Genomic DNA, 22,999 nt, shown 5'->3' with positions numbered 1-22,999 from the left:
CCTTATTTCTTGCCCTGGTTGGCCACCGCGAGGATGGCTTCCGCAGCGGCCTCGGGGTCGAGGTAGGTGCCGCCCGGCTTGACGGGCTTGAAGTCTTCGTCGAGGTCGTACACCAACGGGATTCCGGTGGGGATGTTCAGGCCGGCGATTGCTTCGTCGCTAATGCCGTCAAGGTGCTTGACGAGGGCGCGCAGTGAGTTGCCGTGGGCGGTGACCAGTACGGTCTTGCCGGCCTTGAGGTCTTCCTTGATGTCCGATTCCCAGTAGGGCATCAGGCGGACAAGGACGTCCTTCAGGCATTCGGTGCGCGGGAGGGCGTCGCCCAGGTCCGCGTAACGGGGATCGTGCGCCTGCGAGAATTCGCTGTTGTCGTCCAAGGGCGGCGGCGGGGTGTCATAGGAACGGCGCCATTCCATGAACTGCTCTTCGCCGTACTCGGCGAGAGTCTGGGCCTTGTCCTTGCCCTGCAGCGCGCCGTAATGGCGTTCGTTCAGGCGCCAGTCGCGCTTGACGGGGATCCACCCGCGGTCGGCCTTGTCCAGGGCGATGTTGGCCGTGTTGATGGCCCGCTTCAGGAGCGAGGTGTAAAGGACATCCGGGAGGATACCGTTCTCCACTAGGAGCTCACCACCACGTGCTGCTTCCTCGCGGCCCTGGTCGTTAAGGTCAACATCCACCCAGCCGGTGAACAGGTTCTTGGCGTTCCATTCGCTGTGGCCGTGGCGCAGCAGAATCAGCTTGTAAGTCATGGTTTTCATCCTAGCCGAGCAGGCGGTGGCAGTGCCGAGCGTTACAGCGGGTGCACTGAGGGCACGCTCTGGGCGGGCGTAGGAGCCGGCGGTGCGGGCAACCATGGGGCAGGACTGTGGGACGGGACGGCCGGGACGGACCGTTAAGCTTGTCCGGTGGTGCAGAAAGCTGAACGGGTAGACCCCGCCCGGGCCGGGAGCCGAACCAGGGGCGGAACCAGTGGCGCGGGCCATAGCGGCAAACCGATCGGCAACATAACGCGCGGCACCACCAACCCCAACCGGATGCGTCGGCTGGACCGGTGGCTCACGGGACCGCAGGCCTGGCGGCTGCGCCGGGCAGCGGACCCGCTGGTCATCGACCTCGGTTACGGGGCATCCCCTGCCACTGCTGTTGAGCTGTTTGAGCGTTTGTCCGCGGTGCGCGCGGATGTCCGGGTGGCCGGAATAGAAATCGAACCCGAGCGGGTCCGCGCCGCCAAGGCCCTGGAACGGGCCGGGCTGAGCTTCCATGTGGGCGGCTTCGAGATCCCCGTGCCGGGCCGGCCGGTGATCGTCCGGGCATTCAACGTCCTGCGGCAGTATGAGGAGGCCGATGTAGCTGCCATCTGGAGCCTGGTCCAGGGCCGGCTGGGCCCCGACGGACTGTTCATCGACGGAACCTGCGACGAGATCGGGCGTCGCGTGACGTGGGTGGCGCTCGACGGCGGCGGACCGCTTAGCCTGAGCATTTCGATGCGTTTCGGCGGTTTCGGGCTGCCTTCGGAGATTGCCGAACGGCTGCCGAAGGCCCTCATCCACCGGAACGTTCCCGGCGAGAAGATCCACGGTTTCCTGCAGGCACTGGACAAGGCCTGGCTGGAGGCGGCGCCGCTGGCCGCGTTCGGGAACAGGCAACGGTGGACGGCCATGTGCCGGTCAATGCTCGACGGCGGCTGGCCCGTCCAGGACGGACCCTCCCGTTGGCGGCTGGGTGAGTTGACGGTGGGCTGGGACGCCGTGGCGCCCGCACCCTAGGACGGCCTCCTGAGGAAGGCTGCCGTTACCAGGGGCCGTAGGGCCCCATGTTGCGGCTGCCGCCGCGGCCGGCGTCCTTCACTGCCGGGCGGACGTCCGCGAGGTAGACGGAAGCTGCCGTGACTGCGGCGAGTCCGAACAGGCCGAGCGGGCCGAGCAGCCCGCCGCCACCGCCGCCGAAGACGGACAGGGCCCCGATGGCCAGGGCGCCTCCGGTCAGCGCCAGCCAAAAGGTCTTGGTCCGCTTGGACACGGCTTCGAAGGCATTCGCCTTGTGGCGGAGGCAGTCAAAGAAGGCCCACACCTCGATGCCAAGGGCGACGAGCGCAAGGATGAAGTACACCCAGTACTCGACGAAGCTAATCATCAGTTTTCCGTCCACGACCCCAGCCTATCCGCCCAGAGCATCCAGTGCCTGCTCCAAATCGGCCCAAAGGTCGTCGACGTTTTCAATCCCTACGCTCAGGCGGACCAGGTTGTCCGGCACGCTGACCGGTTCTGCCGCGTGCCGCCGTCGTCGTTCGATCAGGGACTCGACCCCGCCCAGCGAAGTGGCGGGCAGCCACAGCTGCAGGGCGCGGACCAGTTTGTCCGCCGCATCGGCGCCGCTAAGCCCGCCGGCGGGGGAAATCTGCACGCACAGCACGGAACCGAAGCTCTTCATCTGTGACTTGGCACGTTCGTGGCCGGGATCGGTGGGGAGTCCCGGGAACCGGATGCTTCCGATGCGCGGGTGCGCGCTCAGCCGCTCGGCGAGGACTGCGGCCGAGGCCTGGGAGCGCTCGATGCGCAGGGCAAGCGTACGCAGGCCGCGCAGGGCAAGCCAGGCTTCGAACGGGCCGGCGATGCCGCCGTGGATGATGCGGTGGTGCAGCAGCGTTGCACGGATCGCGGCGTCCGACGTCACGAGGGCGCCCAGGACGACGTCGGAATGACCGGCCAGGTACTTGGTGACCGAGTGCAGGACGACGTCGGACCCCAGGCTCAGCGGCTGCTGGACCAGGGGCGTCGAAAAGGTGTTGTCCGTAACAACGATGGCGCCTGCCTCGTGGGCGGCAGCGGTCAGGGCGCGGATGTCCGCGATCCCGAGCATCGGGTTGGTGGGGCTTTCCAGCCACAGCATGCTGGCGGCTTTGCCCTCAGCCGGGGCCAGCAGCGCCTTCACAGCGTCCGTGTCCGCGATATCCACGGTGCGGAGCTCGAACAGCCCCTTTTCCGCGAGTTCGGTAGCCATGACCAGGGAACCGGCGTAGCTGTGCGACGGCATCACCAGGACTCCCCCGGCCGGGATGAGGGACAGCGCCGAGCTCACGGCCGCCAGCCCGGAGGCATACAGGAGGCCGGGGAGTGCCGCGCCTTCAAGCTGGCCCAATGCTTCTTCGAACGGATCCCAGGTGGGGTTGGAGTAGCGGCCGTAGCCGCGGTCGCCGTCGGCGAGCGGCCCGGTCCCGAAGTAGGTGGACGACAGGACGATGGGCTGGTTGACTGGCGCATCGCGTTTGCGGGGCGGCCGGCCGGCGGCCACAACCACCGTGTCAGCCGACAGCGCGGCGGCTTGCTGTTCGGAAAGACTCATGGTCAAAGAGTACGGGGGAGGCCTGCAGCGCATGAAAGCCGTTACGGCCGGGCACCTAAGCTGTCAGTGATTGTCGGTAGGCTGGTCTTGTGACTAACCAGAACCCCGGACTGTTCATCGCCTTCGAAGGCGGCGACGGCGCAGGCAAGTCCACGCAGGCCGCAGCACTGGCCGGGGCCCTCGAATCGCGCGGTAATAAGGTGCTGCGCACCCGGGAGCCGGGCGGCACCCCGATCGGTGAAAAACTGCGGTCCCTGGTGCTGGACCACGGCCACGGCCACATCGATGCCCGCACCGAAGCCCTGATCTTTGCCGCCTCGCGCGCAGCCCACGCGGACCAGGTCATCCTGCCCGCCCTGGAACGCGGCGACGTTGTGCTGACGGACCGCTACATCGATTCCTCGGTGGCCTACCAGGGGGCCGGGCGCGGGCTCGGAACCGGTGCCGTACGTGAGTTGAACGAATGGGCCACCTCGGGCCTCCAGCCGGACCTCACAGTGCTCCTCGACGTCGACCCCGCCGTGGGCCGGCTCCGCCGCACCGCAGGCGACGCCGCGGAAGACCGGATGGAATCCGAAGCCGACGAATTCCACACCAGGATCCGCACCGCCTTCCTCGACCTCGCAGCCGACCGGCCGGACCACTACCTGGTGCTGCCCGCCCACCTGCCCGTGGATGAGCTGGCCCGCGTCATCCTGGCCCGCGTGGACGAGCTGATGCTGTCCCGGCACGGTGTTGCCCCATGACCGTCTGGGATGACCTGCAGGGCCAGCCTGCCGTCGTCGCCCAGCTCCGCCAGGCCGCCCAGGGCGAAGCCCTGACCCACGCCTGGCTGTTCACCGGCCCGCCGGGATCCGGCCGGTCCAACGCCGCGAAGGCGTTTGCCGCAGCGCTCAACTGTGACCAGGAGGACATCACCAGGCGCGGTTGCGGCGAATGTGCGGCCTGCCTGACCATCCTGGGGGAAACGCATTCGGACGTGGCGTTCGTCCGCACCGAAAAAGTCACCATCACAATTGACGAGGCACGGGACCTGGTGTCCACCGCCGGAAACCGTCCGTCATCCGGACGGTGGCGGATCATCGTGGTCGAAGATGCCGACCGCATGGCGGAACGGACCACCAACGTTCTGCTCAAAGCCATCGAGGAGCCCACTCCCCGCACCGTGTGGATGCTGTGCGCCCCGTCCCCGGCGGACGTCCTGGTCACCATCCGGTCCCGCTGCCGCGCGGTGGCACTGCGGCTCCCGCCCGCTGCCGATGTGGCGGCACTGCTGGTGCGGCGCGACGGCGTGGACCCGGCCCTCGCCGAACGTGCGGCCCGCGCAGCGCAGAGCCACGTCGGCATCGCGCGCCGGCTCGCCCGGGATGCTGATGCCCGCGAACGCCGGCTGGAGACCGTGCGGTTCCCGCTGGGTTTGCGGGGCGTCACAGCTGCGGTCCTGATGGCCGAAAAACTGGTGAAGATCGCCACGGAAGAAGCCAACAGCTCCAACGAAGTGCGCGATGCCGAGGAGAAGGCAGCGCTCCTGGCCACCCTCGGCGCCCCCGAAAGCGGTACGCTGCCGCCCGCCATGCGTGGCCAGGTCAAACAGCTCGAGGACGACCAGAAGCGGCGCGCCAAACGCTCCATCACCGATTCCCTTGACCGGACGCTCACGGACCTGCTCTCGTTTTACCGGGATGTGCTGATCATCCAGATGGGGAACGCCGTGGAACTCGTGAACGTTGAACTCAGGAGCGAGCTGACGGAGTTTGCCGGCCGTTCCGGTGCAGAGGCCACGCTCGCCCGGATGGATGCGATCAACAAGGCCCGCCAAAGAATCACCACCACCAACGTCGCACCGCTGCTGGCCATCGAGTCCATGGCCGCGAGCCTGATCTAGTGCCGTTCCGTCCAGCCCCGTCCCGCCGCCGCCCGTTCCCCGCCCGAGCCCACGCCAAATCCCTCAAGGAGCCCTGCATGAAGCCTGCCCGACGTCTGCCCCTACGGTCACGGTCCGGAGCGACCGCGGTCAAGGCAGCTGCTGGCTCCCTGGCCGTGCTGCTCGCGCTGACAGGCTGCACGCTGTTCGGCACATCCAACGGCGGATCAAGCGGTGCAAGCACGGGCAAGGCCGATCCGTCGATCGCCGAGGCAGCCCCGGAGGAGCTCCGGGACTTCTACTCGCAGGAGGTCTCCTGGACAGCCTGTGAGGACAAGCTCCAGTGCGCCAAGATCAAGGTGCCCCTGGACTACAGCAAGCCCGACGGCGACAGCATCGAGATCGCGGCGCTCAAGATGCCGGCAACAGGAAACAAGACCGGCAGCCTGCTGGTCAACCCCGGCGGTCCGGGCGGCTCAGGGTATGACTTCGTCAAGGACGCCGGCACCACGAACATTTCCAGCGAAGTGCGTTCCAGCTATGACCTCGTGGGGTTCGACCCCCGCGGAGTGAAGCGCTCCTCCCCCGTTACGTGCCTCACTGACCAGGAACGGGACGAGTCCCGGGCGAAGAACTACGACCTCAGTTCCGACGCCGGCCTGGCCGCCGCCGTTGCGGACAACAAGGCAACGGCCGCAAAATGCGCCGAAAAAACCGGTCCGCTGCTTGCCCACGTGGATACCGTCAGCGCGGCCAAGGACCTGGACATCCTGCGCGCGGTGGTCAACGACACCAAACTGAACTACCTGGGCTATTCCTACGGCACGTTCCTGGGGTCCACGTACGCCTCGCTTTTCCCCGACAACGTGGGCCGCATGGTCCTCGATGGCGCGCTGGACCCCTCCCTGAGCAATGAGGAGCTCACCAGCGGCCAGGCCCGCGCATTTGAGAAAGCCGTCCGCGCCTACGTGGAGAAGTGCCTCGGGGACGACGGCTGCCCCCTGAGCGGAACCGTGGACAACGGTGTCCAGCAGATCCGCGAGGTGGTGGAGGCAGTTGATACCAATCCGCAGCGCGCACAGGACGGCAGGCTGGTCACCGGCTCGGCGTTTGTCAGCGGACTGATCCTGCCCCTGTACAACAACGACAACTGGCCGCTGCTGACTCAGGCGCTGGACGCGGCCCTCAAGGGCGACCCCTCACCGATGCTCCGGCTGTCCGATTTCGGCGCCGACCGGGATCCGAGCGGCAAGTACACGTCCAACAGCGCCTTCGCCTTCACCGCCATCAACTGCCTGGACTACCCCATGGTCACCGACCCGGCCGCCATGCGGGCCGACGAGCAGAAGTTACGGCAGGAATCCCCCACCCTTGGCTACTTCTTCGCCTACGGCGGCATCAACTGCCAGGACTGGCCCTACAAGAGCATCCGCACGCCCGCACCGGTGGAGTATTCCGGCTCCGCCCCCATCGTGGTGGTGGGAACCACCGGCGACCCCGCGACCCCTGTGGAGTGGGCCGGCGCCCTCCGGAAGCAGCTGGGCAACGCCTCCCTGGTGACGTGGAAGGGCGAGGGGCACACCGCCTACGGCCGCTCGAACACCTGCGTCAGCGACGCCGTCGACGGCTACCTCCTGACCGGCGAGCCGCCTGCAGACAACACGCAGTGCTAAGTCAGCAGCCCGGCCTGGCTTAGCGGGCTAGGCGGACCGGGGTTCCAGCAGAACCGGCAGGTCGCGGATCGAATGCACGACGGCGGTGGCGCCAGCCGCGCGGAGCGCTGGCTCCCCGTGTGCCCCGGTGAGGACTCCGGCAACCGTGGTGGCACCGGCCCGCAGTCCCGACTGGATGTCTGCACAGCTGTCCCCCACCACGGCAACCTCGCGGACGTCGTCCAGGTCCAGGGCGAGGACCGCAGTCAGGATCATGTCCGGATACGGCCGGCCCCGCCCTGCGTCCGCAGGACACAGGCTGAGGTCCGCCAGCCCCATCCAGCCAAGGCTCTCCAGCACCATGTTCTGTGTGTGGCGTCCGAAGCCCGTCGCAAGGCAGACCATGATGCCGGCCTCACGCAGCCAGCCAATCGCGTCCTCGGCGCCGGGAACAGCCCGGATGATGCCGTCTGCTATCAGCTCATCGCAGCTGCGTTCGAAGAAGGTGTTCGCCGCCGCGGCACGGTGCCGGTCCTCAAACAGCTGGCTGAAGACAGCGAGTTTTGACATCCCTGCGGTGTCCCTGGCGTACCGGAGCATGCGTTCGAACTGCTCCGACCCTTCCCTCACCCCCTGGTCTGCCAGGGTTCGGGTCATGGCACGCTCCATAAGGCCGCCGTCGAACACAGTTGTTCCCACCATGGCCAGTACGGCGAGCCGGACGTCATGGGCGGTGCCGGGCTCCACCCCCGGCAGTGCGGCTTCGGATTCCCTTGCGGATACGTCAGCTGTGTCCGGAGTCATGGCCAAGCCCTTTCGGTGACTTGCGGCCGTCGACCCGGCCGCGGTTGATCCTTCCACAGTGGGAGCCCGCCGGAACCCCCTGCTGAACCCGCTTCGACCGCAGGATGAACATCCAGACAACGTCCGCCCCGGCACTTCCGGGACACCTCCCGCCCGGCCGGACCGGCAATCTTGCGGATGCGTGAACGGCTCATTTTGACCCGGGCAGGGGACTCTATTACAGTTGTCTCTTGCATGATCCGCCCGGTTCTTCCCGGGTCCTGTCATGCGGTGCTTCCTTAGCTCAGTCGGTAGAGCGTTTCACTCGTAATGAAAAGGTCATCAGTTCGATTCTGATAGGAAGCTCGGGAAGAACCCCGTGTTGTCGCTGGTTCGGCGATGATGCGGGGTTTTTTACTGGTTAAAGGCGGGTGTCCACGACGGGGTGTGAACCTGCGATTCCCTGAACCTACTGCCCGTCACCGGACCACTTCCGGTTGTTATGGAAAGACACGCCTCCGATGAGCCCCGCCAGGGCCGCCGGTAACGCGAACAAACCAAGGACCTGCGGCATCAGCGATGGTGGAGTTGTGACCATCGTGGCCAGGCCCGCCAAGGCAACCGGCGCGGCAACGCAGATCGTGACCCAGAGCGGATACTGCCGGATCTGGGACCAGACGGCCGCAGCAATGGATGCGGCCGACCCGGCGAGCATGAAGAGCCTGCCGACGCGCAGTCGCTCCACAAACTCCGGTACAGGCTCGTAGACGGACAGCATCGTCCGCTCCAAAGATATGCCCGTCAGGACGATGGAAGCACCGACTAACACCGCCCAATGCAGCTCCCGCCTTCGCCACCACGGGCGGACGACGTAGCGTTCATCACTCGGTGAGTTCGTCACCCTGCGATCTTATCCACTGGCTACTGCACGCCGCCGCAGTCGTTGCAGCTCACTCGAAGGCGCGAAAGCGGCCGCGGACCATATGATGCTCGCATGGACGAGCAACAACTGGCGGACATTGCCGCATCGCTCTACAGGCTGCCGCTGGAGGAGTTCGTGACAGCAAGGACAACAGCGGCAAAGGCTGCCGCGGCGGACAGCGGACGCGCCCCGGCCGACGATGTCCGTGCCCTGCCCAAGCCCTCCGCAGCGGCTTGGGCCGTCAACATGCTTGCAGTGCACCGTCCTGGCCCGCTCAAGGAGCTTGCAGAGCTTGGAGCCTTGATGCGCAGCGCCCAGGATGACCTCGACGCCGGTGCCCTCCGCTCGCTCGCGCAGGAGCGGCGGCAGTTGCTGAACAAGGTCATGGTCGCAGCACGCATGGTGGCGGAGGAGCACGGCCGCAAGCTCAGCGGCGCAGTGGCCACCGAAGTGGAACAAACGTTGCGGGCCGCCACCGTGGACGAGGGTGCGGCCGCCGCCGTGCGGAGCGGGAGGCTGCTCCGGGTACTTTCGGCGGACGGCGTGGACCGTGTGGACCTACGCGACGCTGTGGCGGTCCCCTCCGTACTCACCCTCCCGGCGGTCCCGGCACAGGATGCGGGGCAGGCACGGGAGGCAAAACAGCCCGTACAGGTGCCCCAGAAGTCCACACGGCGCGCCGCGAGGGCCGGTACCCCCGCGGACGGTGCGCCCCCGGCAACGTCAGCTGAGAAACCGCGCCTGCACGCCGTCGGGACGGAGCGGCTGGCCCCAACACCGTCGGCGGTGGAACGCGCCGCGGCGCGGCTGGCCGAAGCGGAAGAAGTGGCTGGCTCAGCAGTGGAGGAAGCCCGGCTCCGCACGGAGGAATTCGAAGAGGCGGAAGCGGACATGACCCGGCTCGGGGAAGAAGCACGCAGCCTTCGCGAACGGCTCAAGATTGTTGACGTCCAATTCGACCAGGCCAGGAAACGGCGGGAGACGGCGGCAGCCCAGATGCAACTGGCTTCCCGTGCCGCGGAGAAAGGCCGGCGCGCGGAGTCGCTCGCCCGGGAGAGGGTGCTCCGGCTTCGCAACACGCCGGACTGAGTGGCCTTTACTGTCAGGGGTCGGTTGCACACTGGATTCATGGATACGAACCTCAGCAACACAAAGGCCTCCGCTCGGGATAACCACGGCGACGACGCCACTGGGCACCGGGAATTCCACGTCACCTACTTTGATGCCGACTGCGATCTGATCCGGTCAGAGGTGTTCGACACCCTGGCCGAGGCGGAGCGTTTCGCCAGCCGCAACGTTTCCGATGAGCAGGGTTGGGCTGTCATCGACGCCGTGCCCGCCCAGCAGGGCCGCCTGGCAGCCTGAGCAAACGCGGGACGCCCCGCACTGCATAAGTGCGGGGCGTCCCGTGAAAACCGGCCTCGGCGCTAAACCTCCGGACCCTGGTGTCCGCCTAGGCGAAGTCGGAGACTGCCGGGTCCGGGCCGATGCGGCCGGCGCCCTCAGCAGTCCGGTCCAGCCCGTTGATCGTCTCGATGTCGGCGCTGTCCAGTCTGACGTCGAGGGCCGCGTGGTTTTCGCGGATCCGGGACTCCGTGACGGACTTCGGAATGACCACATTGCCGATGGCCAGGTGCCAGGCAATGACCACCTGTGCCGGCGTGGCACTGTGCTTGGCTGCGATCTCCGCGATGGCAGGGTGCTCGAGGAGCTCGCCGCCCTGGCCCAGAGGTGACCACGCCTGGGTGAGGATGCCCTTGGACGCGTTGAATTCGCGCAGTTCCGCCTGGTTGAAGAACGGGTGCAGCTCCACCTGGTTGATAACCGGGACAACACCGGTTTCGTCGATGATCCGCTGCAGCCCCTCGGCGGTGAAGTTGGAGACACCGATGGACTTGACCCGGCCGCGCTTCTGCAACTCGATCAGCGCCTTCCAGGTGTCCACGTACTTGTCCTGCTGCGGCTGCTGCCAGTGGATCAGGTACAGGTCCAGGGTTTCGAGGCCCAGCCGGTCCATCGAGGCCTCGAAGGCGGCAAGGGTGGACTCGTACCCCTGGTCCGCGTTCCACAGCTTGGTGGTGATGAAGATGTCCTCCGGCGTGAGCCCGGAGCGTTCAATGGCGCGGCCCACCCCTGCTTCGTTGCCATAGATCTTGGCGGTGTCGATGTGGCGGAATCCGGCCTCGAAGGCCTGGACCACTACCTTTTCCGCAACGTCGTCCTCAACCTGCCATACCCCGTAGCCGAGCTGGGGAATGGTGTTGCCGTCGTTGAAAGTCAGTTCAGGAGAAAGAGTCATTCGTTCATCGTGCCAAGGACGGGCACGCCCGGCCAGCGAAACCGGCCGGCTAAGCTAGGCGCTTAAACGGGAATAGCGGCCCGGTCACCCGGCTGGCCGGGCAGGGGCTCCCCGGCCCGCTACGAATCCTGCGGCTGTTCAGCAAGGCGGCGTTCGGCGTCGGCGATCTGTTCAAAGACCGATTCGGCACGGCGGCGTACCGAGGCAGCACCAACCGGCACGGGCCCGACGGCGAGGCGCAGCATCGCCGCAGCCTCAGCCGTGGTGGCGAGCGAGTTGCCGGCCTTGGACAGCGACCGGTGGACCCCTGCGAGTGCTCCCGGGATGTCCAATCCGTCGCTGGGTGAACGCCGCTGCGCTTCGACACAAACCTCCCGCACCCGGACGGAGAGGTCGGCGAGGTCGTTGGCGATTTCCACCAGCTCGGCATACAGCTGGTCATCCTCCACACCTTCCAGGACCTGGTGGTACCGGTCAAGCCCGCGGTGGAAACGGTCATGGGCCCGCCGCCACAGACCCTTGCCGAGCTCGGCGTCGTCCTTCCGCCCCTGGCGGGCAGCTGCGAAAAATGCCACGGGGACCCTAAAGGTATTGGCCGGGACCATGGTCCGGATCATCCGTTGCGCCGGCCTTCTCGGTGCCGGGTTTTGCGGCCCGGGCGCGCTCCGGCGTGCCGTCCTCGCCGATCACGACGCCGGGGGCGATCACTGTCCCGGGAGGCAGCTGGCGCAGCTGCCGCTGTGCCATGGCGTGTTCGCGGGCTGCGTGCTGGGCGGCGATGGCGGTCTGAATGCCGTGGAACAGTCCTTCCAGCCAGCCGACCAGCTGGGCCTGGGCAATGCGGAGTTCAGCGTCGGACGGTGTGGCCTGTTCAGGAAACGGCAGGCTGATCCGTTCCAGCTCTTCAACGAGTTCCGGTGCCAGCCCGTCTTCCAGTTCCTTGATGGAGCGCTCGTGGATTGCCGCCAGCCGCCCGCGCGCGGCGTCGTCCAGCGGTGCCGACTTCACTTCATCCAGCAGCTGCTTGATCATGGTGCCGATCCGCATCACTTTGGCGGGCTCGTCCACCAGGTCCTGGAGGTTGCTCCCCTTGGGCCGGGGCCCAACTTCAGGGTTCGACGCGGGGGCGGAAAGAGCCGCGTCGTCGAGAGTGGTGCCCTCTACGGGGGCGTCAACCGCAGGCTGAGTGTCGTTCGGATCGCTCATGGCTTCATACTCTCACGAGCAACGAGCATAGGTGCCAGTCAATGAACACAGTTGACCAGGACGGGACTGACGGTGCCCGGGAAAGGCCGAGGGCGCCGTCGGCCCCTTACGGATCCGGCGGCGCCCTCGGGCTGCGGAGTTGTTTCAGCAGGAGCGGCAGCTCAGCCGCAAAGGCCGGTCAGCAGCAGCGGCCCTGGGGATTGCTGTCCTGGCGGTCCGTGTGGTCCCGCCAGAACTCGCGCTCGGTCATGGGCGCATCCTCATGACCTGAGGCCGTGTGATGCTCCAGGTACTTCCTGTAGGCGTCCGCACCCATCACACTGCCGAAGTACCGGGCGAAGCCGCGGAACCCCTCGAGTATGGCGTTCATGACCGGCACCGCATCAGTGGTGCCCGGGCTTTTCGAGCCGCAGCTCGGCGGGAAGTTTGTTCCACTCGGCCATGAGTTCCCGCTCTGCCGCCGTGGGAATCAAACCCGCCGGAGCGTAGCCCCGGGACGGCACGGCCGGGTCCTCGTGGTCCGTGTGGGCGACGCCGTCCCGTGCGTTGCGGAACGCCTTTGCGGTTGCCACGATCGCCGTGATGATGACGATGATGCTCAGCACCACGAAGATCACCGACAGCCAGCCTTGGATCATGGTGTTGCGCACCACGGCTTCCATGGCCGCGACAGTCTTGGCCGTGCCGAATTCCTTCTTGCCGTCAGCCAGTGCCTTGGCGAACGCCGCGTTATTGGCGAAGTAACCCACCGCCGGAACAGTAGAGAAGATCTTCTGGAAGCTGGCGGTGATGGTGACGACCGCTGCAAAGGCAAGCGGAAGCGCCACGATCCAAAGGTACTTAAACGAGGCCCGCCTGGCGGCGATGGCCATGCAGACGGACAGCGCGATCGCCGCGAGCAGCTGGTTGGCTATGCCGAACAGCGGGAACAGCGTGTTGATGCCGCCCAGCGGGTCAGTGACGCCCATCAGCAGGACCGCGCCCCAGGCGCCCACCATGATGGCCGTGCAGAGCCAGGCCCCCGGCCGCCAGGAGTGTTCCTTGAACTTGGGGATGAAGTTGCCGATGGAGTCCTGCAGCATAAAGCGGGCCACGCGGGTCCCGGCATCCACGGCAGTCAGGATGAACAGTGCTTCGAACATGATGGCGAAGTGGTACCAGAAGGCCATCATGGCCGTGCCGCCGATGAACTGCTGCATGATGTGGGCGAGCCCCACTGCCAGGGTGGGGGCACCGCCGGTGCGGGAGACAATGCTTTCCTCACCGACGTTGGCGGCCGTCTCGGAGAGCAGATCGGGCGTGATGTTGACGCCGGCAAGCCCCAGGCTGTTGACCCAGGTGGCGGCGGTTTCCACCGTGCCGCCGGTCAGGGCGGCCGGGGAGTTCATGGCGAAGTACAGCCCGCGGTCGATGGAGATGGCTGCCACGAGGGCCATGATGGCCACGAAGGATTCCATCAGCATGCCGCCGTAGCCGATCAGGCGGGTCTGGCGTTCCTTTTCGATCAGCTTCGGTGTGGTGCCGGAGGAGATCAGGGCATGGAACCCGGATAGCGCGCCGCAGGCAATGGTGACGAAGAGGAACGGGAAGAGGGCCCCCGGGAACACCGGCCCGTTCTCGCGGCTGGCAAATTCGCTGAAGGCGGGAACCGTGATTTCAGGTCGCACCACGATGATGGCCAGGGCCAGCATGACGATGACGCCGATCTTCATGAACGTGGAAAGGTAGTCCCGGGGTGCCAGGAGCAGCCACACGGGCAGGATTGCGGCGATGAAGCCGTACACGATGAGGCCCCAGGCGATGGTGAGCTTGTCCAGGTGGAAGAACGCCGCACCCCACTCGGTGCTGGCTACGGCGCCGCCGCCGATGATCGCGGCCATCAGCAGGACGAAACCGATCAGGGAGACCTCCAGGACCTTGCCGGGCCGCAGGAAGCGGAGATACACGCCCATGAACAGCGCTATGGGGATGGTCATGCCTACGGAGAAGACGCCCCAGGGGCTTTCGGCCAGGGCGTTCACGACGACGAGGGCGAGGATGGCCACGATGATCACCATGATCAGCATGGTGGCGACCAGGGCTGCGGTGCCGCCGATGACGCCGAGTTCCTCGCGGGCCATCTGGCCCAGCGAGCGGCCGCCGCGCCGCATCGAGAAGAACAGTACGAGGTAGTCCTGCACCGCTCCGGCCAGGACGACGCCGATGATGATCCAGATAGTGCCGGGCAGGTAGCCCATCTGGGCCGCAATGACCGGGCCCACCAGCGGTCCGGCCCCGGCGATTGCCGCGAAGTGGTGGCCGAACAGGACGTTGCGGTCGGTGCGGACGTAGTCCTTGCCGTCCGCCTTGTACTCAGCGGGAGTGGCTCGGCGGTCGTTCGGCCTGGTGATGTAGCGTTCGATCACCTTGGAGTAGAAGCGGTAGCCGATCAGGTACGTACAGACGGAGGCAAACACGAACCAGATCGCGTTGACTGTTTCCCCCCTGACAATGGCCAGCATGAACCAGGCCACACCGCCAAGCAGTGCGATGGTGGCCCAGATCGCGATCTTCGTCGGTGTCCACTTGCGCTCTTCGGCCTCCAGTGCCACCTCGTCCACCGACGTTGGCGGAAGCTTTGGATCCGGTACCAGCACGTCGTCGTCCAGTGCCGTCCGTGCCTTGCCATCTGGCATTTTGCCCATGTCTCCTCCTCGAGAACCCCAGCTTAAGAGTGATCTGCCCCATGGCACCATAGCAGGGGGCCCGGGACCGGGATATTGGTTTTGGGACGGGGCCGTGCGTCCCTCGCCGAACGGTCGGAGGGAAGCGTTAAGCGGCAGGAATTCGGCGCCCTCCGTCGTCGCCGTGGCTGGCGGGGCTAGGGGGCCGCGCTGTTCAGTTGGGCCATCCGTGCCTCGCAGAGGTCCAGCCACCGGACCTCGGCTTCGGTCTGGAAGATCAGCGAATCAAGCACCAGCAGCCATGCAGTGTCCGCCCTGCGCTGGTTGGCAGAAGTGTCACGACGGGACTTGGTGTAGTCCTGCAGGGCCCTCACCGACGCGACTCGCTGTGCCTGGATGACGGCAGCGACATCCACCCCGGGGATCGTCACGGCGAGGGCCAGCTTGATGGCAAGTTCGTTCCGGGGAGGGTTGCCGCGGCCCACCGGAGCCTGGAACCATCCAACGACTTCGCTCCGGCCTGCGTCCGTGATGCTGTAGATGACGTGGCCTTCGCCGTCGCCGCCATCGTTCCTGACCAGTCCGTCCCGCTCCAACCGGTCCAGCGTGGTGTAAACCTGCCCTATGTTCAGCGGCCAGGCGGACCCGGTGCGGTCCTCGAACTCGACCCTCAACTGGTACCCGTAACGGGGTTTGTCCTGGAGCAGGGCAAGGAGACTATGACGAATGGACATGCTGCCCCCTGATGTCGCAAAGACGACGGCATACACGCGCCCCCAAGACGCGTGCATACCGCGTATGGAATTACAGTAGCGTGATTTAGCGCCGGGGGCAATACTGGGTATTCATTCGCGGCGGGTCCCGCTTCACCCGCGGGTACCGCTACATGACCAGGAGGACCTTCCCCACGTGGTCGCCGGAGTCGAAGTACTCGTGGGCTGCGCTCACCTGGTCCAGAGGGAAAGTCTTGGCCACCAGGGGCCGGATGCTCCCGTCGGTCAGGAGCGGCCACACGGATTCCCGCACCGCGTTCATGATCACGCCTTTCTCGGCCACCGAACGCGGGCGCAGCGCGGTGCCGATGATCGCGGCCCGCTTGCTGAGGAGCTTCCCGAGGTCCAGCTCCCCTTTGGTGCCGCCCTGGAGCCCGATCACGATGAGCCGGCCGTAGTCCGCCAGCGCATCAACATTCTGCTGGAGGTACTTGGCGCCCACGACATCAAGGATGACGTCGGCGCCCCGGCCGCCGTTTTGCGCCCGGAGGGATTCCGGAAAATCCTCCTCGGTGTAATTGATGGCGATGTCTGCACCCAGGAAGGCCTTGGCGGTCCCCACCTTCTCTGCGGTGCCGGCGGTGGTGGCAACCTTGGCGCCGAACGCCTTGGCAAGCTGGATGGCCATGGTGCCGATGCCGCCCGTGGCGCCGTGGATCAGCACGGTCTCACCCGGGTGGAGCTGCGCCGTCATAATCAGGTTCGAGTAGACGGTGGCCGCCACTTCGGGGAGGGAAGCGGCGGTGACCAGATCCACGCCGCCGGGAATCCTCAGCACCTGTTCGGCGGGGACCGCCACCTGCTGCGCGTAGCCGCCGCCCGCAAGCAGCGCCACAACCTTCTCCCCCACGGAAAACGGCTTGGACACGTCCGGGCCGAAGCCGGCTATCCGGCCGGAAACTTCCAGGCCAAGGATCTCTGAGGCGCCGGGCGGTGGCGGGTAGAAGCCCCTGCGCTGCTGGACGTCGGCACGGTTGAGTCCCGCGGCGACGACGTCGATCAGCACCTCACCCGGGCCCGGAACCGGCGCCGGAACCTCGCGCACTTCGAGCACCTCGGGCCCGCCGGCCTTGCTCATGTAGACGGCCTTCATGGAGAACTCCCGATTCCTAGCTGCTTCCTGCCACAAAAAATAGTGTGCAGCGGCCGCGCCGGCCCGCAAATACTCCGGACGGTTTTTGTCGCAGCCAACTGCCTATGAAACACTACTCGGTAAGGAAGGTTGTCCGAGCGGCCGAAGGAGCTGGTCTTGAAAACCAGTGTGCGGTAACCCCGTACCAAGAGTTCGAATCTCTTACCTTCCGCGAACGATGCCCCGGGGCCCTGAACCATCAGGCCCCGGGGCATTTTCCGTTAAGGGAACGTTTGGACCGGGACCATTGAAAGTGTCGGTGCTCCGGCATAGTGTCTGGTTTGTCTTCACCCACCATCCCTTGACCGCGGCCCTGTTGCCGCGGATACCGACAGGAGCCACTATGCCCAGCCCTGACATCACTCCCGGCGCGCCCAGCTGGATCGACCTCATGACTTCGGACGCCGCCAGGGCCAAGCAGTTCTACGGAGAACTGTTCGAGTGGGACTTCCAGACGGGCGACGAGGAGAAATACGGCGGCTACATCACAGCCTGGAAGAACGGCAAGTCCGTGGCCGGAATCATGCAGAAGGATGACACCATGGCCGGGATGCCGGACGTGTGGACGACCTACCTGCGCTCGGACGACGCCGCCGCCACGGCAGCCGCCGTCACCGAGCACGGCGGCCAGGTCCTCATGCCGCCCATGGACGTCCCGGAACAGGGCGTGATGGCCATGTTCGGAGATGCCACCGGAGCAGCCATCGGAATCTGGCAGCCGCGGGAAATGACGGGTTACCAGCTCGTCGCCGAGCCCGGCGCAGCAGCCTGGCACGAACTCCACACCAAGGACTACGCCACCGCCGTGAAGTTCTACCAGGACGTCTTCGGCTGGGAAACCGATGTCATGAGCGACACTCCCGAGTTCCGATACACCACGTTGGGCGCAGGGGATGCAGCGAAGGCCGGCATCATGGACGCCTCGGGCTACCTGCCGGCCGAGGTTCCGTCCAACTGGCAGGTCTATTTCGCCGTCGAGAACGCGGATGCCTCGATCGCAAAGGCCGTCGAACTTGGCGCGCAGGTGATCGACGGACCGGACGATACTCCGTTCGGCCGACTCGCCACCCTTGCCGACCCCACCGGTGCAATGTTCAAGATCGTGGCAGATACCGGGCAGGGAGCCGGCGATGCGGCCGCGTCAGGAGACACCGCCGGGGCCTAAAACGTCCGGGGGTTCCATTTACGAAAATTGATTTAAGAAATACCGGCCAGCGGCTCCTATCCGAGCTACTGGCCGGTATTCTTTTGCCATGTCCGGCACATGGGGTGGGCCGGCATGCACACCAAACAAAACACCGTTGCCGGAACCGGGCCGATGCCACCCCCCGGGGCCGGCGTGAACGTTTCGCTGGGGGACGTCTCGCAGAATGCACGCTCAATCAATCGCACGTTCATTCAACCCTGTTTTGCTGTGCCGGAAACTACTTGACCAGGAGTAAAGTCCGGGCCCTTTGTCCGTCGCCACAAGCCGGACACATTCCACTGAGCCCCTTACCCGGGGCACCCTAATGAGAGTTAGAGCGGATGAAACGCACACCTTGGAAAATTGCGCTGGGCACGGCGTTGTCAGCGGGGCTCATCGCCGCTCCGTTGACGGCCGTCCCGGCGTTTGCAGCGGAGGTCCCGCCAGCCGCTGCAGGTACATCGCCCGTCGTCATCAACGAGGCCTACCTCAGCGGCGGCAGCACCGGCGCAGCCTACAAGCACAAGTTTGTGGAGCTGTACAACACCTCTGATGCGCCGGTATCGCTGGACGGCTGGTCCCTTCAGTACCGCTCGGCCGGGGGCACGTCCGCGCCGAACGGGGTCGCGGCCCTCAGCGGCAGCATCCCTGCGAAGGGGCACTACCTGGTCCAGGGCGGCACAAACAACGCCACGTCCACGGCCGCCGAGCTGCCCGCGCCCGACGCCGTGGCCACCGGGTTGAACCCCTCCGGTACGGCAGGAACGCTGATCCTGGCCAGGCAGGCCACTGCCGTCAGCCCGCTGGCCACCGGTTCGGTGATCGAGCCCGCCAACGTTGCGGACTTGCTGGGCTACGGTACATCCAACACCTTCGAGACCCAGGCAGCGGCGGCGCCGGCCGGGAACACCGACGTCAAGAGCCTGAACCGCTCCAACGGAGCGGACGGCAACAACAACGCCGCCGACTTCGCGCTCAGCGCCACCATCACGCCCGCAGCTGCCGGCGGCAGTGTCGATCCGGATCCCGTCGATCCTGATCCGGTGGATCCGCCCCCTGCCCCCGCGGCCAGGACCATCGCCGAAATCCAGGGTTCCGGTGCGGCGAGCCCGTTCGTCGGCGCCACTGTCACTACCCGGGGCAAGGTGACCGCGGCGTTCCCCACCGGCGGTTTCGCCGGGTTCTACGTCCAGACGCCGGGAACCGGCGGCGATCTGACCCCGGCCAACCACACGGCGTCGGACGCTGTTTTCGTCTACTCCCCCGCCGCCGTCGGGTCCGTCACGGTCGGCGACTACGTCGAAATCACCGGCGCCGTCAGCGAGTACTTCGGCATGACACAGGTGAACGTGACTGACGCCGCCGGCCTGACCAAGCTGGCCGAGGCTGCTCCGGAAGTGAAGTCCACCGGCTTCGCCCTCCCGGCGGACGAAGCCTTCCGCGAATCGCTCGAAGGCATGCTGCTGACTCCGCAGGGCCCGGTGACCGTCACCGACAACTACTCCCTGAACCAGTACGGCGAAATCGGCCTGGCAGGCGGGACCGCTCCGCTCGAACAGCCCACCGCCGTCGCCCCGTACGGTTCGGCTGACTACACGGCCATTGTGGCGGCCAACGCCGCCAGCGGTATCAAGCTCGACGACGGTGCCACCACCAACTTCCTCAAGGACGCCACGACGAAGGCACAGGTGCTGCCGTACCTGACCACTGCGGACCCCGTCCGGGTGGGTTCGCCGGTGACGTTCCAAACCGACGTGGTGCTCAGCTACGCCAACAACGCCTGGAAGCTCCAGCCGCTGACCCACCTGACGCCGGAAAATGCGGGCATTGTCCAGCCGGCAACTTTCGGCGCCACCCGCGCCGAGACCCCGGCCGCAGTCGGAGGCAACCTGAAGATTGCCTCCTTCAACGTGCTGAACTACTTCCCCACCACCGGCGACCAGCTCGCAGGCTGCACGTTCTACAAGGACCGTGACGGCAACCCGATCACTGTCCGGGGCGGCTGTGACGCCCGCGGTGCCGCCAACGCTGAGAACCTCAAGCGGCAGCAGGACAAGATCGTGGCGGCCATCGGCAAGTCCGGCGCCGACGTCGTGTCCCTTATGGAGGTCGAGAACTCGGCACAGTTCGGCAAGGACCGCGACGATGCCCTGGCCAAACTGGTGGACGCCCTGAACATTGCCACGCCCGGCATCTGGGACTACGTCCGCACTCCTGCCAACGCTCCCCCGCTGGCTGACGAGGACATGATCCGCATGGCGTTCATCTACAAGAAGGCCGCGGCGGAGCCGGTGGGCGAATCCATCATCCACAACGACACAGTTGCCTTCGCCAGTGCCCGCAAGCCGCTGGCACAGGTGTTCAAACCTGTTGGCGCGTCCGACGACAAGAAGTTCATCACCATTGCCAACCACTTCAAATCGAAAGGATCGGCTGCCACTCCGGAGGACACCGACAAGGGCCAGGGCGCCTCGAACCTTGCCCGCACTGAGCAGGCCAAGTCGCTCCTCGCATTCTCCAACGACCTCCAGGCTTCGAAGGGCACGGACAAGGTCTTCCTGATGGGCGACTTCAACGCCTACGCCAAGGAAGACCCCATCAACGTCCTCACGGCTGCCGGTTACGCCAACCAGGACGAGAAGGCCAGGAACGCCGACGGGACCGCCAAGCACTCGTACCTCTTCGGTGGCCTGGCGGGTTCCCTGGACCACGTCCTTGCGTCGCCGGGTGCGAACGCTGTGGTCACCGGCGCCGACATCTGGAACATTAACTCCGTAGAGTCCGTGGCGCTGGAGTACAGCCGGTATAACAACAATGTGACCAGCTACTACGCGCCGGACCAGTTCAGGGCCAGCGACCACGATCCCGTGGTGGTGGGCCTGGACCTGCCGGCCGCACCTGTCACCCCGGCGAGCGTCGACCTGAACTTCCTGGGCATCAACGATTTCCACGGACGCATCGACTCCAACACCGTCCTGTTCGCGGCAACCATCGAAAAGCTCCGCGAGGCTGCCGCGCCCGGCGCCACGGCGTTCCTGTCCGCGGGAGACAACATTGGGGCCTCGCTGTTCGCTTCGGCCGTCGCCAAGGACCAGCCCACCCTCGATGTGCTGAACACCCTCGAACTGAGGGCGTCCTCAGTAGGCAACCACGAGTTCGACGGCGGCTGGGCGGACCTGCGCGACCGCGTCGTCGCGGGCGGAACGAATGCCAGGTTCCCGTACCTCGGCGCCAACGTCTACAAGAAGGGGACCACGGAACCGGCCCTGCCGGAATACACCGTGCTGGAGATGAACGGCGTGAAGGTGGCTGTGATCGGCACAGTCACCCAGGAAGTGCCCTCGCTGGTTACCCCGGCGGGCATCACCGAGCTTGAGTTCGGGGATCCTGTCGAGGCGATCAACCGCGTTGCCGAGAAGATCACCGGCGAAAAGCTCGCCGACATTATCATCGTGGAAAACCACGACGGCGCCGGGTCCGGTACGCCGGACGGCTCCACTTTGGAGCAGGAAGTCGCCGCCGGCGGTCCCTTCGCCAAGCTGGTCAATGAAACCCCTCCCGAGGTGGACGCGATTTTCAACGGCCACACCCACAAGCAGTACTCCTGGGATGCCCCGGTGCTCGATGCCAGCGGCCAGCCGACAGGCAAGACCCGCCCCATCGTGCAGACCGGCAGTTACGGCGAATTCATCGGCCAGATCCAGCTGACGGTTGATACAACGACCATGCAGGTGACGGGCTACCAAGCCGGCAACGTCAAGCGGACCGTGCCCACCGAGGCCGAAACGGCCGCGGACCTCGTGGCGAAGTACCCGCGCGTGGCAGCCGTCAAGGCGATCGTCGATAAGGCATTGGCGGACGCCGCCGTGATCGGCAACCAACCGGTCGGCAAGGTCACCGCCGATATCACCACCGCCTTCACGCCCGCCACGGCCACCAGCCCGGCGTCCCGTGACGACCGCGCGAACGAGTCCACCCTGGGCAACCTCGTGGCCGATTCACTCGTGGACGCCCTCAAGGCACCGGACCTCGGCGCCGCCGAAATCGGCGTCGTGAACCCCGGCGGACTGCGTAACGAGCTGTACTACGCGCCGGACGGAACCATTACGTACGCGGAAGCGAATGCCGTGCTTCCGTTCGTGAACAACCTCTGGACCACGTCGCTGACCGGAACACAGTTCAAGACGCTCCTGGAACAGCAGTGGCAGACCAACCCGGACGGCACGGTCCCCAGCCGCGCCTACCAGCAACTGGGATTGTCCAAGAACGTCAACTACACCTACGACGCCGCCCGCGCCGCAGGTGACCGCATCACGTCCATCCGGGTCAACGGTGCCCTCATCGATCCGGCCAAGTCCTACCGCATTGGCACCTTCAGCTTCCTGGCAACCGGCGGCGACAACTTCCGGATATTCAAGGACGGCGCCGGCACCAAGGACTCCGGCCTGGTGGACCGCGATGCCTGGATCAAGTACCTGCAGGACCACAATCCGGCCTCGCCGGACTTTGCCCGCCGAACCGTCGCTATGGTGAACTCCACGGCAGCGGAGGTCAAGGCCGGGGACTCCATCACGCTGGCTGTCTCCAAACTGGATCTCACGTCCCTGGGCAGCCCGGTCAACACCTCGCTCTCGGCGGCCTTCACGGACTCCGCGGGCACCGTGACGCAGCTCGGCGCCGTCCCGGTGTCAGCGGGCGCGGCGGCAGTGGATGTGAAGGTTCCGGCCGGCGCAGCCTCCGGCACCGGAACCCTGGTGCTGACCGCGGGCGAATCCGGGACCGTGGTCAAGGCCGCAGTCCAGGTTGCCGCCAGCGGCCCGGTCCCGCCGGTCTGCACGGCGCCTGTGCCGCCCGCCACGTGGTACGACTTCCCGGGCTGGATCAGGTACGGCGTGGCCTGGCTCCAGTACCGGAAGTGCCTGAAGGGCTAGTTTCCAAGCCTGACAGGAAACGAACGTGCCCCGCCCCGGACACGGATTCCCCTCGGAGTCCGGGTCCGGGGCGGGGCACGTTTCATGTGGAGCCGGTGCGGGAGGGTCCGCCGGTCTACCTGCGACGCTCTCTCACTTCCTGCAGGTCTTCCCGCGACGCTCTCTCACTACCTCGAAGAAAGTGAGAGATCGTCCGCCCGAAAGACCCCAAAAGTGAGAGAGGGTCCGCCCAAAAGACCCCAAAAG

At 66.1% G+C, this 22,999-nt stretch carries 20 protein-coding genes and 2 tRNA genes; 10 read left to right on the top strand and 12 right to left on the bottom strand.

Annotated features, from left to right (window positions below; translation table 11 throughout):
- Positions 1–2: 2 nt before the first annotated feature.
- Positions 3–749 (bottom strand): phosphoglyceromutase, encoded by a 747-nt coding sequence (locus AC1DRE_RS22995; RefSeq protein WP_476986803.1) that lies wholly within the window; start codon positions 747–749, stop codon positions 3–5.
- Between the two features lie 156 nt (positions 750–905).
- Between AC1DRE_RS22995 and AC1DRE_RS22990 the strand changes: the two genes are divergently transcribed.
- Entirely contained in the window at positions 906–1,766 is an 861-nt protein-coding gene (locus AC1DRE_RS22990; protein WP_476986802.1) for a class I SAM-dependent methyltransferase, read from the top strand.
- 25 nt (positions 1,767–1,791) lie between these two features.
- Here AC1DRE_RS22990 and AC1DRE_RS22985 read toward each other — a convergent pair whose 3' ends face one another.
- Together AC1DRE_RS22985 and AC1DRE_RS22980 are read right to left on the bottom strand one after the other, a co-directional pair.
- Positions 1,792–2,148: a DUF2516 family protein gene (locus AC1DRE_RS22985; RefSeq protein WP_104173939.1), complete on the bottom strand. Its 357-nt coding sequence runs from the start codon at positions 2,146–2,148 to the stop codon at positions 1,792–1,794.
- A gap of 9 nt (positions 2,149–2,157) precedes the next feature.
- A complete protein-coding gene (locus tag AC1DRE_RS22980) occupies positions 2,158–3,342 on the bottom strand; it encodes a trans-sulfuration enzyme family protein (RefSeq protein WP_476986801.1) in 1,185 nt (394 codons plus the stop codon).
- Positions 3,343–3,431: 89 nt separating this feature from the next.
- Here AC1DRE_RS22980 and tmk point away from each other — a divergent pair, with 89 nt between their 5' ends.
- From tmk to AC1DRE_RS22965, 3 genes are all read left to right on the top strand, one after another.
- Positions 3,432–4,088: a dTMP kinase gene (tmk, locus tag AC1DRE_RS22975; RefSeq protein ID WP_476986800.1), complete on the top strand. Its 657-nt coding sequence runs from the start codon at positions 3,432–3,434 to the stop codon at positions 4,086–4,088.
- Positions 4,085–5,227: a DNA polymerase III subunit delta' gene (locus AC1DRE_RS22970; protein WP_104173942.1), complete on the top strand. Its 1,143-nt coding sequence runs from the start codon at positions 4,085–4,087 to the stop codon at positions 5,225–5,227. The genes tmk and AC1DRE_RS22970 overlap by 4 nt, the downstream gene beginning before the upstream one ends.
- 77 nt (positions 5,228–5,304) lie before the next feature.
- Positions 5,305–6,879 (top strand): alpha/beta hydrolase, encoded by a 1,575-nt coding sequence (locus AC1DRE_RS22965; protein ID WP_476986799.1) that lies wholly within the window; start codon positions 5,305–5,307, stop codon positions 6,877–6,879.
- Between the two features lie 27 nt (positions 6,880–6,906).
- Here the strand turns inward: AC1DRE_RS22965 and AC1DRE_RS22960 are convergent, their stop codons facing one another.
- Positions 6,907–7,662, bottom strand: coding sequence for an HAD family hydrolase (locus AC1DRE_RS22960; protein ID WP_476986798.1), 756 nt, complete (start codon positions 7,660–7,662; stop codon positions 6,907–6,909).
- A gap of 272 nt (positions 7,663–7,934) precedes the next feature.
- Here AC1DRE_RS22960 and AC1DRE_RS22955 point away from each other — a divergent pair.
- A tRNA-Thr gene (locus AC1DRE_RS22955) sits at positions 7,935–8,007 on the top strand.
- Positions 8,008–8,110: 103 nt separating this feature from the next.
- Here the strand turns inward: AC1DRE_RS22955 and AC1DRE_RS22950 are convergent.
- Complete coding sequence (locus AC1DRE_RS22950; RefSeq protein WP_476986797.1) at positions 8,111–8,542, bottom strand: hypothetical protein; 432 nt, start codon at positions 8,540–8,542, stop codon at positions 8,111–8,113.
- Between the two features lie 93 nt (positions 8,543–8,635).
- Here AC1DRE_RS22950 and AC1DRE_RS22945 point away from each other — a divergent pair, with 93 nt between their 5' ends.
- Together AC1DRE_RS22945 and AC1DRE_RS22940 are read left to right on the top strand one after the other, a co-directional pair.
- Positions 8,636–9,652, top strand: a complete 1,017-nt coding sequence (locus AC1DRE_RS22945; protein ID WP_476986796.1) for a hypothetical protein — start codon at positions 8,636–8,638, stop codon at positions 9,650–9,652.
- Positions 9,653–9,691: 39 nt separating this feature from the next.
- Positions 9,692–9,928: a hypothetical protein gene (locus AC1DRE_RS22940; RefSeq protein ID WP_476986795.1), complete on the top strand. Its 237-nt coding sequence runs from the start codon at positions 9,692–9,694 to the stop codon at positions 9,926–9,928.
- Between the two features lie 88 nt (positions 9,929–10,016).
- On the opposite strand, the gene AC1DRE_RS22935 is transcribed toward AC1DRE_RS22940, so the two are convergent.
- From AC1DRE_RS22935 to AC1DRE_RS22905, 7 genes are all read right to left on the bottom strand, one after another.
- Positions 10,017–10,862, bottom strand: coding sequence for an aldo/keto reductase (locus tag AC1DRE_RS22935; protein WP_476986794.1), 846 nt, complete (start codon positions 10,860–10,862; stop codon positions 10,017–10,019).
- Between the two features lie 119 nt (positions 10,863–10,981).
- Positions 10,982–11,437 (bottom strand): hypothetical protein, encoded by a 456-nt coding sequence (locus tag AC1DRE_RS22930; RefSeq protein WP_476986793.1) that lies wholly within the window; start codon positions 11,435–11,437, stop codon positions 10,982–10,984.
- Between the two features lie 7 nt (positions 11,438–11,444).
- Positions 11,445–12,068, bottom strand: a complete 624-nt coding sequence (locus AC1DRE_RS22925) for a bacterial proteasome activator family protein (protein WP_476986792.1) — start codon at positions 12,066–12,068, stop codon at positions 11,445–11,447.
- A gap of 178 nt (positions 12,069–12,246) precedes the next feature.
- Complete coding sequence (locus AC1DRE_RS22920; RefSeq protein WP_476986791.1) at positions 12,247–12,438, bottom strand: YbdD/YjiX family protein; 192 nt, start codon at positions 12,436–12,438, stop codon at positions 12,247–12,249.
- 13 nt (positions 12,439–12,451) lie between these two features.
- A complete protein-coding gene (locus AC1DRE_RS22915) occupies positions 12,452–14,752 on the bottom strand; it encodes a carbon starvation CstA family protein (RefSeq protein ID WP_476986790.1) in 2,301 nt (766 codons plus the stop codon).
- Between the two features lie 176 nt (positions 14,753–14,928).
- On the bottom strand, positions 14,929–15,465 hold the full coding sequence (locus tag AC1DRE_RS22910; RefSeq protein WP_476986789.1) for a PadR family transcriptional regulator: 537 nt from the start codon (positions 15,463–15,465) through the stop codon (positions 14,929–14,931).
- A 148-nt stretch (positions 15,466–15,613) separates the two neighbouring features.
- The gene (locus AC1DRE_RS22905; protein ID WP_476986788.1) at positions 15,614–16,597 is read right to left on the bottom strand and encodes an NAD(P)H-quinone oxidoreductase; all 984 of its coding nucleotides are present in this window, start codon (positions 16,595–16,597) and stop codon (positions 15,614–15,616) included.
- Between the two features lie 123 nt (positions 16,598–16,720).
- Between AC1DRE_RS22905 and AC1DRE_RS22900 the strand changes: the two genes are divergently transcribed.
- The 3 genes from AC1DRE_RS22900 to AC1DRE_RS22890 all read left to right on the top strand — a co-directional run bounded on the left by AC1DRE_RS22900 (position 16,721) and on the right by AC1DRE_RS22890 (position 22,753).
- Positions 16,721–16,808 (top strand) — tRNA-Ser (locus AC1DRE_RS22900).
- 171 nt (positions 16,809–16,979) lie between these two features.
- Positions 16,980–17,801: a VOC family protein gene (locus AC1DRE_RS22895; RefSeq protein WP_476986787.1), complete on the top strand. Its 822-nt coding sequence runs from the start codon at positions 16,980–16,982 to the stop codon at positions 17,799–17,801.
- 362 nt (positions 17,802–18,163) lie between these two features.
- Positions 18,164–22,753, top strand: a complete 4,590-nt coding sequence (locus AC1DRE_RS22890; protein ID WP_476986786.1) for an ExeM/NucH family extracellular endonuclease — start codon at positions 18,164–18,166, stop codon at positions 22,751–22,753.
- Positions 22,754–22,999: the final 246 nt, after the last annotated feature.

It is taken from the genome of Arthrobacter sp. P4_H3 (assembly GCF_056400885.1).
The sequence above is the reverse complement of the archived record's forward strand: the minus strand, read 5'-3'. Positions and strand labels throughout refer to the sequence as shown.

What these genes read in the sequence shown, in the direction of transcription:
- AC1DRE_RS22945 (WP_476986796.1), top strand. Translation starts at nt 8,636, where the DNA reads ATGGACGAGCAACAACTGGCGGACATTGCCGCATCGCTCTACAGGCTG.
- AC1DRE_RS22920 (WP_476986791.1), bottom strand. Translation starts at nt 12,438, where the DNA reads ATGAACGCCATACTCGAGGGGTTCCGCGGCTTCGCCCGGTACTTCGGC.
- AC1DRE_RS22925 (WP_476986792.1), bottom strand. Translation starts at nt 12,068, where the DNA reads ATGAGCGATCCGAACGACACTCAGCCTGCGGTTGACGCCCCCGTAGAG.
- AC1DRE_RS22970 (WP_104173942.1), top strand. Translation starts at nt 4,085, where the DNA reads ATGACCGTCTGGGATGACCTGCAGGGCCAGCCTGCCGTCGTCGCCCAG.
- AC1DRE_RS22905 (WP_476986788.1), bottom strand. Translation starts at nt 16,597, where the DNA reads ATGAAGGCCGTCTACATGAGCAAGGCCGGCGGGCCCGAGGTGCTCGAA.
- AC1DRE_RS22935 (WP_476986794.1), bottom strand. Translation starts at nt 10,862, where the DNA reads ATGACTCTTTCTCCTGAACTGACTTTCAACGACGGCAACACCATTCCC.
- AC1DRE_RS22965 (WP_476986799.1), top strand. Translation starts at nt 5,305, where the DNA reads ATGAAGCCTGCCCGACGTCTGCCCCTACGGTCACGGTCCGGAGCGACC.
- AC1DRE_RS22960 (WP_476986798.1), bottom strand. Translation starts at nt 7,662, where the DNA reads ATGACTCCGGACACAGCTGACGTATCCGCAAGGGAATCCGAAGCCGCA.
- AC1DRE_RS22980 (WP_476986801.1), bottom strand. Translation starts at nt 3,342, where the DNA reads ATGAGTCTTTCCGAACAGCAAGCCGCCGCGCTGTCGGCTGACACGGTG.
- AC1DRE_RS22995 (WP_476986803.1), bottom strand. Translation starts at nt 749, where the DNA reads ATGACTTACAAGCTGATTCTGCTGCGCCACGGCCACAGCGAATGGAAC.
- AC1DRE_RS22895 (WP_476986787.1), top strand. Translation starts at nt 16,980, where the DNA reads ATGCCCAGCCCTGACATCACTCCCGGCGCGCCCAGCTGGATCGACCTC.
- AC1DRE_RS22940 (WP_476986795.1), top strand. Translation starts at nt 9,692, where the DNA reads ATGGATACGAACCTCAGCAACACAAAGGCCTCCGCTCGGGATAACCAC.
- AC1DRE_RS22910 (WP_476986789.1), bottom strand. Translation starts at nt 15,465, where the DNA reads ATGTCCATTCGTCATAGTCTCCTTGCCCTGCTCCAGGACAAACCCCGT.
- AC1DRE_RS22915 (WP_476986790.1), bottom strand. Translation starts at nt 14,752, where the DNA reads ATGGGCAAAATGCCAGATGGCAAGGCACGGACGGCACTGGACGACGAC.
- AC1DRE_RS22890 (WP_476986786.1), top strand. Translation starts at nt 18,164, where the DNA reads ATGAAACGCACACCTTGGAAAATTGCGCTGGGCACGGCGTTGTCAGCG.